At 68.4% G+C, this 12,557-nt stretch carries 7 protein-coding genes; 5 read left to right on the forward strand and 2 right to left on the reverse strand.

What is annotated here, in order from left to right; translation table 11 throughout:
- Positions 1 to 37 precede the first annotated feature (37 nt).
- A complete protein-coding gene (dapC, locus tag AB4851_RS23470; RefSeq protein WP_414451659.1) occupies positions 38 to 1,255 on the reverse strand; it encodes a succinyldiaminopimelate transaminase in 1,218 nt (405 codons plus the stop codon).
- Between the two features lie 256 nt (positions 1,256 to 1,511).
- Between dapC and AB4851_RS23475 the strand changes: the two genes are divergently transcribed.
- The 5 genes from AB4851_RS23475 to def all read left to right on the forward strand — a co-directional run bounded on the left by AB4851_RS23475 (position 1,512) and on the right by def (position 10,211).
- Entirely contained in the window at positions 1,512 to 2,444 is a 933-nt protein-coding gene (locus tag AB4851_RS23475) for a DMT family transporter (protein WP_414451660.1), read from the forward strand.
- Between the two features lie 127 nt (positions 2,445 to 2,571).
- Positions 2,572 to 6,090 (forward strand): chromosome segregation protein SMC, encoded by a 3,519-nt coding sequence (smc, locus tag AB4851_RS23480; RefSeq protein WP_414451661.1) that lies wholly within the window; start codon positions 2,572 to 2,574, stop codon positions 6,088 to 6,090.
- Positions 6,091 to 6,146: 56 nt separating this feature from the next.
- The gene (locus tag AB4851_RS23485) at positions 6,147 to 7,508 is read left to right on the forward strand and encodes a cell division protein ZipA C-terminal FtsZ-binding domain-containing protein (protein WP_414451662.1); all 1,362 of its coding nucleotides are present in this window, start codon (positions 6,147 to 6,149) and stop codon (positions 7,506 to 7,508) included.
- A 97-nt stretch (positions 7,509 to 7,605) separates the two neighbouring features.
- Positions 7,606 to 9,681, forward strand: a complete 2,076-nt coding sequence (ligA, locus tag AB4851_RS23490) for an NAD-dependent DNA ligase LigA (RefSeq protein WP_414451663.1) — start codon at positions 7,606 to 7,608, stop codon at positions 9,679 to 9,681.
- Entirely contained in the window at positions 9,678 to 10,211 is a 534-nt protein-coding gene (gene def / locus AB4851_RS23495) for a peptide deformylase (RefSeq protein ID WP_414442193.1), read from the forward strand. Before ligA ends, def begins: the two co-directional genes overlap by 4 nt.
- A 110-nt stretch (positions 10,212 to 10,321) precedes the next feature.
- Here def and AB4851_RS23500 read toward each other — a convergent pair whose 3' ends face one another.
- A complete protein-coding gene (locus AB4851_RS23500; RefSeq protein ID WP_414451664.1) occupies positions 10,322 to 12,550 on the reverse strand; it encodes a pseudouridine synthase in 2,229 nt (742 codons plus the stop codon).
- Positions 12,551 to 12,557 lie beyond the last annotated feature (7 nt).

Raw genomic sequence — 12,557 nt, forward strand, 5'->3', positions numbered from 1 at the left:
GGGAAGAAGGATGAAAACGGCAGCAGGCCCGACGGGCTCAGGCGGCGAGGCCGCGGCAGAAACTGACGATGCGCCGCGCGCCCTCGACGCATTCGGCGACGCCGGCCACGAGCGCGATCCGCACGAAATCGCGGCCCGGATTGGTGCCGTGCGCGTCGCGCGCGAGGTACGAGCCGGGCAGAACCGTCACATTATAGTCGGCGTACAGGCGGCGGGCGAACTCGGTGTCGGACAGGCCGGTGCGCGCCACGTTGGCCCACAAGTAGAACGCGGCGTCGGGCAGCGCGACATCGAGCACCTCGGCCAGCATCGGCGTGACGGTGTTGAACTTCTGCGCGTACAGCGCGCGGTTTTCGCGCACATGGGCCTCGTCGCCCCAGGCCACGATGCTGGCGCTTTGCCAGACCGGCGAGAGCGCCGCGCCGTGATAGGTGCGGTACAGCAGGAAGCGCTTGAGGATCGCCGCGTCGCCGGCCACGAAGCCCGAGCGCATGCCCGGCACGTTCGAGCGCTTGGACAGGCTCGACAGCATCACGAGCCGCTCGAAACCGCGGCCGAGCCGGCGTGCCGCGTCGAGGCCGCCGAGCGGCGGGTTCGCCTCGTCGAAGTAGATTTCCGAATAGCACTCGTCGGAGGCGATCACGAAACCGTGGCGGTCCGACAGCGCGAACAGCTCGCGCCAGTCGTCGAGCGTCAGCACGGCGCCGGTCGGGTTGCCCGGCGAGCAGACGAACAGCAACTGGGTGCGCGCCCAGACGTCCTCGGGCACCTGTGAATAGTCGGGCGCGAAGTTGCGGGCCGGGTCGCTGTTGACGAAATAGGGCTCGGCGCCGGCCAGCAACGCCGCGCCTTCGTAGATTTGATAGAAAGGATTCGGACAGAGTACGATCGCATTCCTGCCGTCGGCGCGCGGCGTGGCGTCGATCACGGCCTGCGCCAGCGAGAACAGCGCCTCGCGCGAGCCGGACACCGGCAGCACCTCGGTGGCCGCGTCGATCGCCGCCAGGCCGTAGCGCTGCTCGACCCAGCGTGCGATCGCGGTGCGCAGCGCGTCCGAGCCAGCCGTCGCCGGATACGAGGCCAGCCCGTCGAGCGAGTTGGCCACCGCGTCGCGGATCAGCGCCGGGGTCGGATGTTTCGGCTCGCCGATGCCGAAGCTGATCGGGGCGAGCGTGGCGGACGGCGTCACGTCCTTGAACAGCGCGCGGAGCTTTTCGAACGGGTAGGGCTGGAGCGTATCGAGTCGTGGATTCACGGGCTTGGAGCGTCGGGAGCGGTTGGGTCCGTCGGGCGGGACCGGAGCGGGCTGCTGCGGCGCGGCGGCCAGAGCCGCCGCAGGTGCGCACCCGGTGCGCGCCGCGAGCCGCCGATTATAGCGTGCCGCCCGCCCAGGGCGGGAGCGCGGCTTGCCGGGCGACCGGCGGCGCGTACGGTTCCGGAACCAGACAAAAACAGGGCATGAACGGCATGCAGGCCGTCATCCATCGACAGGAACTATCGAGAATGCGGACATGATGGGCAATCGACGTACGGCGCTGCCGACGCTGGCGATTCTGGTGGGGGCTTCGGTCTGGGGGCTGATCTGGTATCCGCTGCGGATCGTGGCCGGGCTTGGCCTGACCGGCACCGCGGCCAGCGCCCTGACGAGCCTGTGCGCGTGCGGTTTCGTGGTGATCTGGCGCCGCCGTTCGTTGCGCACGCTGCGCTGGCATTGGGCGCTGCCGGCGCTCGGCGTGGCGGCTGGCGTGACCAATCTCGGGTTTGTGTGGGGCACGATTCACGGCGAAGTGCTGCGCGTGATGCTGCTGTTCTATCTGACCCCGGCCTGGACCGCGATCTACGCCCATTTCCTGCTGCGCGACCGGCTCGGTTGGGCCGGCGCCGGCGTGGCGGCGCTGTCGATCGCCGGCGCGATGCTGATGCTGTGGTCGCCGCGTCTGGGCTTGCCGTTGCCGTCGACGCCGGCCGAATGGGCCGGGCTGGCCGCCGGCCTCGCGTTTGCGATGAGCAACGTGCTGGTGGTGCGGCTCTCGCGCGATTTGCCCGACCTCAAGCCCGAAATGCGCACCGCCACGCTGTTCGCGGGCGGCGCGGCGTTCGGCATCGCGGCCAGCTTCGTCGAGGGCGTGCCCGTGGTGCCCGCGCCGCACGCGCTCGGGCTCGCGCTGCTGATCGCGGCCGCGATCGGCGTGACGATGGCGCTCAACAACCTGCTGGTGCAATACGGGCTGTCGCGCGTGCCGGCCAACCGCGCCTCGGTCATCATGCTGTTCGAAATCATCGTGACCGCGCTGTCGGCCTGGGTGTTCGCCGGCGAATTGCCGGGGGCGCGCGAGTGGGCGGGGGGCGCCTGCATCATCGTCGCCTCGCTGCTGTCGAGCCGTGTGCACAAGGCCTCGGCCCCGGACGCCGATCCCCGGGACGACGCGCGCGCGATGGTATGATTGTTCCGCTTCACGGGGGCGGCCGCACGACGGTTCGCCCCCGTTGTCCGAATTTCGGGACGGGCGGCGCCCGCAGTGCGCCGCCGGTTGCCGTCCGTTTCAATCCCTATTCCATACCGATACCGACGTGCGACTGAGCTCGATCAAACTCGCAGGCTTCAAATCCTTCGTCGATCCCACGCATTTCCAGGTTCCGGGCCAGCTCGTCGGCGTGGTCGGCCCGAACGGTTGCGGCAAATCCAACATCATCGACGCCGTGCGCTGGGTGCTCGGCGAATCGCGCGCCTCCGAGCTGCGCGGCGAATCGATGCAGGACGTGATCTTCAACGGCTCCACCACGCGCAAGCCCGGCAGCCGGGCCAGTGTCGAGCTGATCTTCGATAATTCCGACGGCCGCGCGGCCGGCCAGTGGGGCCAGTACGGCGAGATCGCTGTCAAGCGCGTGCTCACGCGCGACGGCACCTCCAGCTACTACATCAACAACCTGCCGGCGCGCCGCCGCGACATCCAGGACATCTTCCTCGGCACCGGCCTCGGGCCTCGCGCCTACGCGATCATCGGGCAGGGCATGATCGCGCGGATCATCGAGGCCAAGCCCGAAGAGCTGCGCGTGTTCCTGGAAGAAGCCGCCGGCGTGTCGAAGTACAAGGAGCGCCGCCGCGAAACCGAGAACCGCCTGCACGACACGCGCGAGAACCTGACGCGCGTCGAGGATATCGTCCGCGAACTCGGTGCGAACCTCGAAAAGCTCGAGGCGCAGGCCGTGGTCGCCACGCGCTACAAGGATTTGCTGGCCGACGGCGAGGAAAAGCAGCGTTTGCTGTGGCTGCTGCGCAAGAGCGAGGCTCAGGGCGAGCAGCAGAAGCAGCAGCGTGCGATCGAACAGGCGCAGATCGACCTCGAAGCGCAAACGGCCAAGCTGCGCGAAGTCGAGGCGCAGCTCGAAACGCTGCGCGTCGCCAACTATTCGGCCAGCGACGCGATGCAGGGCGCGCAGGGCGCGCTCTACGAAGCCAACGCCGAAGTCAGCCGGCTCGAAGCCGAGATCAAGTTCATCGTCGAATCACGCAACCGCGTGCAGGCGCAGATCGCCGCGCTGACGGCGCAGCGCGAGCAATGGCAGGCGCAGACGCAGAAGGCCCAGGACGACCTGGAGGAAGCCGAGGAAGCGCGCGCGATCGCCGACGAGAAGGCCGCGATGGCCGAGGACGACGCGGCCGCCAAGCACGACGCGCTGCCCGCGCTCGAAGCGCGCTGGCGCGATGCGCAGGCACAGCTCAACGACGAGCGTGGCCGCATCTCGCAAACCGAGCAGGCGCTCAAGCTGGAGGCCGCGCACCAGCGCAACGCCGATCAGCAGTTGATGCAGTTGCAGCAGCGCCACGAGCGCCTGAAATCCGAAGCGGGCGGCCTCGACGCGCCCGACGAGGCGCAGCTCGAAGAGTCGCGCATGCAGCTCGCCGAGCAGGAGGAAGTGCTGCACGAGGCGCAGGCGCGCCTGAGCGACGCGCAGGAAACACTGCCGCGCCTCGATGCCGAGCGCCGCGCCGCGCAGGAGCGCGTGCAAGCCGAAAGCGCGCAGATCCACCAGCTCGAAGCGCGCCTGGCCGCACTCAAGCAGCTTCAGGAAAACGTCCAGACCGAAGGCAAGATCCAGCCCTGGCTCGACAAGCACGAGCTTGGCACGCTGCCGCGTCTCTGGAAAAAGCTGCACGTCGAAGCGGGCTGGGAAACCGCGCTCGAAGCGGTGCTGCGCGAGCGCCTCGCCGCGCTCGAAATCTCGAATCTCGATTGGGTCAAGGCATTCGCGACCGACGCGCCGCCGGCCAAGCTCGCGTTCTTTTCGCCGCCGGCCGCCGGCGAGCCGCTCGCGGCGCCAGCCGGCATGCGTCCGGTGCTGTCGCTGCTGCGCATCGACGATGCGGGCCTGCGTGCCGTGCTCAACGACTGGCTCGGTTCGGTGTATGTCGCCGACGATATCGCCCAGGCGCTCGCCACCCGTGCCCAGTTGCCGGCAGGCGGTGCGTACGTGGTCAAGGCCGGCCATATCGTGACGCGCGCCGGCGTGCAGCTTTACGCCGCCGATTCCGAGCAGGCCGGGATGCTGGCGCGCCAGCAGGAAATCGAGAATCTCGGCCGCCAGGTGCGCGCGCAGGCGCTGCTCGCCGACGAGGCGAAGACGGCCGCGGTGCGCGCCGATGCGGCCCATACGCAGGCCGCGCAGGCGCTCGGCGACGTGCGCGGGCAGGCCGAACGCGCCACCCAGCGCGTTCATGCGTTGCAGATGGACGTGCTGAAGCTGGCCCAGGCGCACGAGCGCTACATGCAGCGCAGCACGCAGATCCGCGAGGAACTCGAGGAAATCGGCGCGCAGATCGAGGAACAACGCGCGCTGCGTGCCGAATCCGAGGCGAACTTCGAACGCTACGACGGCGAACTGGCCGAATTGCAGGCGAAGTTCGAGGACAACCAGCTCGCGTTCGAGGCGCTCGACGCGTCGCTGTCCGATGCCCGCCAGCGCGCGCGCGATCTCGAACGCGCGGCCAACGATGCGCGCTTCGCCGCGCGCAACTCGGCGAACCGCATCGACGAGCTGAAGCGCACCATCCAGGTCGCGCACGATCAGATCGAACGGGTGGCCGGTTCGCTGGAAGACGCCCGCGCCGAACTCGAAACCATCAACGAGCAGACCGCCCACACGGGCCTGCAGGATGCGCTCGAAATCCGTTCGGCCAGGGAGCAGACGCTGTCGGCCGCACGCATCGAGCTCGACGACCTGACCGCCAAGCTGCGTGCCTCCGACGAGCAGCGCCTGGCCGCCGAGCGCTCGCTGCAACCGCTGCGCGACCGCATCACCGAGCTGCAACTGAAGGAGCAGGCCGCGCGCCTGTCGTCCGAGCAGTTCGACGAGCAACTGGCCGAAGCCGGCGTGGACGAAGCCGCGCTGCTGCCGAAGCTGACGCCCGATCTGAAGCCGTCCTACCTGCAGGGCGAGGTTACGCGCATCAACAACGCGATCACGGCGCTCGGTCCCGTCAACATGGCGGCGCTCGAGGAGCTGGCGGCCGCGAGCGAGCGCAAGGTGTTCCTCGACGCGCAATCGGCCGACCTGCTGCTGGCGATCACCACGCTCGAGGACGCGATCCACAAGATCGACCAGGAAACGCGCACCTTGCTGCAAGGCACGTTCGACGAGGTCAATCACCACTTCAGCGACCTGTTCCCGAAGCTGTTCGGCGGCGGCCAGGCGAAGCTGACCATGACCGGCGACGAAATCCTCGACGCTGGCGTGCAGGTGATGGCGCAGCCGCCGGGCAAGAAGAACGCGACGATTCACCTGCTGTCGGGCGGCGAAAAGGCGCTCACGGCCACGGCGCTCGTGTTCGCGATGTTCCAGCTCAATCCGGCGCCGTTCTGTCTGCTCGACGAAGTCGATGCACCGCTCGACGACGCGAATACCGAGCGTTTCGCGAACCTGGTGCGCGCGATGTCCGACAAGACGCAGTTCCTGTTCATCTCGCACAACAAGATCGCGATGGAAATGGCGCAGCAGTTGATCGGCGTGACGATGCAGGAGCAGGGCGTATCGCGGATCGTGGCGGTCGACATGGAAACCGCGACCGGTTTTGCCCAGAATATTGGCTGATCGCGCGCGCCGCCTCGCCGTGGCGCGCCGGAAAAAGAATTCCTGATGGAGCATGCATGGACGAGTTGACACTCGGGTTGGTAGGCGCAGGCGTGGTGGTGGTCGGCGGCGTAGCGATCTATAACGCCTTGCAGGGCGCGAAGGTGCGCCGCAAGATGCCGCGGCCGATGCCGTCCGAGACGGCCGATACGCTGGCGCGCCAGGAGCGCGACGACGACGCGCCGTTCATCGAACCGGTTCGCCAGCCGTCGGCGCGCCGCGATGCGGCTGCCCCGGCCGCACCCGCCGCACCCGCTTCTGCGGCCCCGGCCCCGGCCGGCGATCGCGCCGCGCGCGTCGAACCCACGTTCGGCAACGCGCCCGAAGCCGCTTTGCCGGCCGACGTGCCGGCGGATCTGCAAGCCGACGAGACACTGACCGCAGCAGCCGGTGGATCGGACAGGTCCGACACACCGGCCGAGCCTCATGCCGGCGATGCCGGCGATAAGCACGCGCCGTATTCGGGCGAAGCGGGCACGGCCGATGTCCCCGTCGAGCCGGTTTTCGAGGCCGATGACGAGCCGGTGTTGCCCGCCGCCACCACGATTTCCTCTGCGCCGCCGGCCATCGTCGATCGGCGCATCGATTGCATCGTGCCGATCCGGCTGGCCGGGCCGATGCCGGGCGAGCGCCTGATGCCGGCCGCGCAACGGTTGCGGCGCGCGGGCAGCAAGCCGGTCCACATCGAAGGCAAGCCCGAAGGCACCGATCATTGGGAATTGTTGCAAGGCGGCGTGCGCTACGAGGAGTTGCGCGCGGCGGTTCAGCTTGCGAACCGCAATGGCCCGCTCAACGAGCTCGAATTCTCCGAGTTCGTGTCGGGCGTCGGCCAGTTCGCCGATGCGATCGACGGCGGCGCCGAATTCCCCGACATGCTCGAAACCGTGCAGATGGCGCGCGAGCTGGACGGCTTCGCGGCGCAGTGCGACGCGCAACTGTCGATCAACGTGATGTCGGACGGCGCACCGTGGTCGGCCAACTACGTGCAGGCCGTGGCCTCGCAGGACGGCCTGCTGCTGTCGCGCGACGGCACGCGCTTCGTCAAGCTCGATGCCCGGCAGAACCCGGTGTTCATGCTGCAGTTCGGCGACACCAACTTCCTGCGCGACGACCTGACCTACAAGGGCAGCAACATGATCACGCTGGTGCTCGACGTGCCGGTGGCCGACGAGGACATCCTGCCGTTCAAGCTGATGTGCGATTACGCCAAATCGCTGTCGGACCGGATCGGTGCACGGGTGGTCGACGATTCGCGCCGGCCGTTGCCCGAGGCCACGCTGGTGGCGATCGAGCAGCAATTGATGAAGCTGTACGGGCGGCTGGAGCAGGCCGGCATTCCGGCCGGTTCGCCCGTCACGCGGCGCCTGTTCAGCCAGTAATCGGGGCAGGGCCGGCAGGTGCGAGACAGACGGTGCGCAAGCGCACGCCGCCTGAGATAATCCTGACTCGATTGTCACGAGAGCAAGTGCCGCCAGCATGGCCCGATCCCCAGTAGAACCGCCAGCCAGCCAGCCGTCCGAACGGGCGGCCTGGTTGCGCAACGAACTCGAGCGCGCGAATCACGCGTATTACGTGCTCGACCAGCCCGATCTGCCCGACGCCGAATACGATCGGCTGTTTCGCGAGCTGCAGCAGATCGAGGCCGATCAACCCGACCTGATCACGCCCGATTCGCCGACGCAGCGCGTCGGCGGTGAGGCGTCCACGGGCTTCACGCCGGTCGTGCACGACGTGCCGATGCTGTCGCTGAACAACGGCTTCGCCGACGAGGACATCGCCGCGTTCGACAAGCGCGTGTCCGACATGCTCGACAAGGCCCCGGCCGACCTGGCCGGCACCGCCACCGATCCCGTCGAATACGCCTGCGAACTGAAGTTCGACGGGCTGGCGATCTCGTTGCGCTACGAGCACGGCAAGTTCGTCCAGGCCGCCACGCGCGGCGACGGTGCGACGGGCGAGGACGTGACCGAAAACGTCCGCACCATCAAATCGATTCCGATCACGCTGAAGGGGGCCAACCCGCCCGCCGTGCTCGACGTGCGCGGCGAAGTGCTGATGTACAAGCGCGATTTCGCACGCCTGAACGAACGGCAGCGCGAGGCCGAGCAGCGCGAGTTCGCGAACCCGCGCAACGCGGCGGCCGGCAGCCTGCGCCAGCTCGATTCGAAGATCACGGCGCAGCGGCCGCTGTCGTTCTTCGCCTACGGCATCGGCGTGCTCGACGGCGCGCCGATGCCCGACACGCACAGCGGCCTGCTCGACTGGTACGAATCGTTCGGACTGCCGGTCAATCGCGAGCGCGCCGTGGTGCAGGGCGCCGACGGCCTGCTCGATTTCTTCCGCAAGGTCGGCGAGCGGCGCGAATCATTGCCGTACGACATCGACGGGGTGGTCTACAAGGTCAACCGGCGCGACGAGCAGGAGCGGCTCGGTTTCGTGTCGCGCGCGCCGCGCTTCGCGCTGGCGCACAAGTTTCCGGCCCAGGAAGCGCTGACCAGGCTGGTCGCGATCGACGTGCAGGTCGGCCGCACCGGCGCCATCACGCCGGTCGCACGGCTCGAGCCGGTGTTCGTCGGCGGCGCGACCGTCACCAACGCGACGCTGCACAACGAGGACGAAGTCCGCCGCAAGGACATCCGCATCGGCGACACCGTGATCGTGCGGCGCGCCGGCGACGTGATCCCGGAAGTGGTGTCGGCGCTGATGGATCGCCGCCCGGCCGACGCGGCCGAATTCGTGATGCCGACCGAATGCCCGGTGTGCGGCTCGAAGATCGAACGCCTGCCTGACGAGGCGATCGCCCGCTGCACGGGCGGCCTGTTCTGTCCGGCCCAGCGCAAGCAGGCGCTGTGGCACTTCGCGCAGCGCCGCGCGCTCGATATCGACGGCCTCGGCGAAAAGATCATCGATCAGCTCGTCGAGCAGAACCTGGTGCGCACGCCGGCCGACCTGTTCCATCTCGGCTTCGGGACGCTGGCCGCGCTCGATCGCTTCGCCGATAAATCCGCGCAGAACCTGCTCGAATCGCTCGAAAAGGCGCGCCACACCACGCTCGGCCGCTTCATCTACGCGCTCGGCATTCGCCATGTGGGCGAATCCACCGCCAAGGATCTGGCCAAGCATTTCGGTTCGCTGCAGCCGATCATCGACGCCACGCCCGAGCAACTGCTCGAAGTCAACGACGTCGGGCCGGTGGTGGCCGAATCGCTGCACCAGTTCTTCGCCGAGGAGCACAACCTCACCGTGATCGCGCAGTTGCGCGAGAAGGTCGAATGGCCGGAGGGGCCGCCCGCGCCCCGCGAGCCGCAAGGCGTGCTGGCCGGCAAGACGGTCGTGTTGACCGGCACGCTGCCCACGCTCGCGCGCGACGACGCGAAGGCCATGCTTGAAGCGGCTGGCGCGAAGGTGACCGGCTCGGTATCGAAGAAGACGGATTACGTCGTTGCTGGCGCCGAAGCGGGCAGCAAGCTCGCCAAGGCCGAGGAACTCGGCATCCCCGTGCTCGACGAGGACGGGATGCATCAACTGCTCAAGGGGGAGACACCATCATGATTCGCGCAATCCTGAAGATGGGCGATCCGCGCCTGCTCGAAGTCGCGAAGCCGGTCGATGCATTCGACACGCCGGCGCTGCACGAACTCGTCGCCGACATGTTCGAGACCATGCATCACGCCAACGGCGCCGGGCTGGCCGCGCCGCAGATCGGCGTCGATCTGCAGGTGATCATCTTCGGCTTCGGCAACAATGCGCGCTATCCCGACGCACCGCCGGTGCCGGAGACGGTGCTGATCAATCCGAGCGTCGAGTATCTGCCGCCGGACATGGAGGAGGGCTGGGAAGGCTGTCTGTCGGTACCCGGCATGCGCGGCGTGGTGAGCCGTTATGCGAAGGTGCGTTACGGCGGCTTCGACCAGTACGGCAAGCGGATCGATCGCGTGGCCGAGGGTTTTCATGCGCGCGTCGTGCAGCATGAATACGATCACTTGATCGGCAAGCTCTATCCGATGCGGATCACCGATTTCTCGAAGTTCGGCTTCACGGAAGTGCTGTTTCCGGGCCTGGACCCGAACGCCGACGATTGAGCGTCTAGCGTGCGAGCCGCGCCCGAATGAAAAAACGGCGCCGGGGACCTTGGGGTTCGCCGGCGCCGTTTGCGTTTCGCATCGCGCGATATCGCGATGTCAACGCATCGTCAGAACGTCTCGTCGGGTGACAGGTAGCGCCACTCGCCTTGCGGCAGCGCGCCCAGCATCACGCGGCCCATCCGCACGCGCTTCAGGCCGATCACCTCCAGCCCCACCAGCTCGCACATGCGGCGAATCTGGCGCTTCTTGCCTTCGCGCAACACGAAACGCAACTGCTCGCCGTTCTGCCAGCTCACCATCGCGGGCTTCAGCGCAACGCCGTCGAGTTCGAGGCCGTGACGCAGTTGCGCCAGCAATTCGGCCGGGAAATGCTGATCGATATCGATCAGTTGCTCGCCGAAGCGCACGCGCACCAGATATTCCTTGTCGACGTCCGAATTCTCGCCGATCAGTTGCTTGGCGACCACGCCGTTTTGCGTGAGCACCAGCATGCCGGTCGAATCGATGTCGAGACGGCCCGCCGGCGCGAGCGCGCGCAGTTGCATCGGAGAGAAGCGCAGCGGCGAGCGGTCGCCGCTCCAGTGGTTTTCGCGCGTGATCAGCGTGACGGCCGGCTCGTAACCGTCCTCGGCCTGACCCGACACATAGCCGACCGGCTTGTGCAGCAGGATCGTGACCTGCGCGGCTTGCGCGGCCTGCGCGCGATCGTCGATTTCGATCTTCTGGTCCGGGCGGACCTTGGTGCCGAGCGTGTCGATGCGTTCGCCGTCGACGAGCACCCAGCCCTTTTCGATCCATTCATCCGCTTCGCGGCGCGAGCAAAGGCCGAGCTCCGACATGCGCTTCGAGAGACGCATCATGCCCGTTTCGTCTTCCGACTCGAATGATTCGGCGCGTGCCTTGACGGGTTGCGCGGTCTTGAGGCGCGAGGGGGCGGCGCGTTCGGCGCTGTCGCGGGCGGGGCGGTTTTCGCTGCTGCGTTGCGGACGATCGCCGTCGCGGGAGAAGCGAGCACCGCCTTCACGCGGGGGGCGGTCGCCGAAGCGCGGGCGTTCGCCGTCGCGAGCCGGGCGGTTTTCGTTACTGCGTTGCGGGCGGTCGCCGTCGCGGGAGAAGCGGGGAGCGCCTTCGCGCGGGGGACGGTCGCCGAAGCGTGGGCGTTCGCCATCGCTGCTGCGTTGCGGGCGATCGCCGTCGCGGGAGAAACGAGCGCCGCCTTCACGCGGGGGGCGATCGCCGAAGCGTGGGCGTTCGCCATCGCGGGCCGGGCGGCCTTCGCTACTGCGTTGCGGACGGTCGCCGTCGCGGGAGAAACGAGCGCCGCCTTCACGCGGGGGGCGATCGCCAAAACTCGGGCGTTCACCATCGCGCGCCGGACGGCCTTCGCTGCTGCGTTGCGGACGGTCGCCGTCGCGCGAGAAACGAGCGCCACCTTCACGCGGCGGCCGATCGCCAAAACTCGGACGTTCACCGTCACGCGCCGGACGGCCTTCGCTACTGCGTTGCGGGCGATCGCCGTCGCGAGAGAAGCGAGCCCCGCCTTCGCGCGGCGGACGATTGCCAAAACTCGGTCGTTCGCCATCACGCGCCGGACGGCCTTCGCTGCTGCGTTGCGGGCGATCGCCGTCGCGGGAGAAACGAGCGCCGCCTTCACGCGGGGGGCGATCGCCAAAACTCGGGCGTTCACCGTCACGCGCCGGGCGGCCTTCGCTACTGCGTTGCGGACGGTCGCCGTCGCGGGAGAAACGAGCGCCACCTTCACGCGGCGGACGATCCCCAAAACGCGGGCGTTCGCCATCGCGCGCCGGACGGCCTTCGCTGCTGCGTTGCGGACGGTCGCCGTCGCGGGAGAAACGAGCACCACCTTCACGCGGCGGACGATCCCCAAAACGCGGGCGTTCACCATCACGTGCCGGACGGCCTTCGCCGCTGCGTTGCGGGCGATCGCCATCTCGCGAGAAACGCGCCCCGCCTTCGCGCGGCGGCCGATCGCCGAAACGCGGGCGTTCACCATCGCGCGCCGGACGGCCTTCGCCGCTGCGTTGCGGGCGATCTCCATCCCGAGAGAACCGTGCTCCGCCTTCACGCGGCGGCCGATCCCCGAAACGCGGGCGCTCGCCGTCACGCGCCGGACGGCCTTCCGGCCGCGGACCGCGTGGGCCGGCCGGTTTGCCGCCTGCCGGGCGCGGGCCGGCCTTGCCGGCCGATTTGGGTTTGGCGCCGGCCGGATCGGGCGCGGGACGCGTGGCCTTGCGGCCGACGAGGCTGCCTGAGCGGACCGGGGCGCGGGACGGCGATGCCGGACGGGGATTCTTGATGGTCAGTTTGGTGCGCATAAACGCT

This window comes from Burkholderia sp. 22PA0099, assembly GCF_047497165.1.
Taxonomy (GTDB): Bacteria; Pseudomonadota; Gammaproteobacteria; order Burkholderiales; family Burkholderiaceae; genus Burkholderia.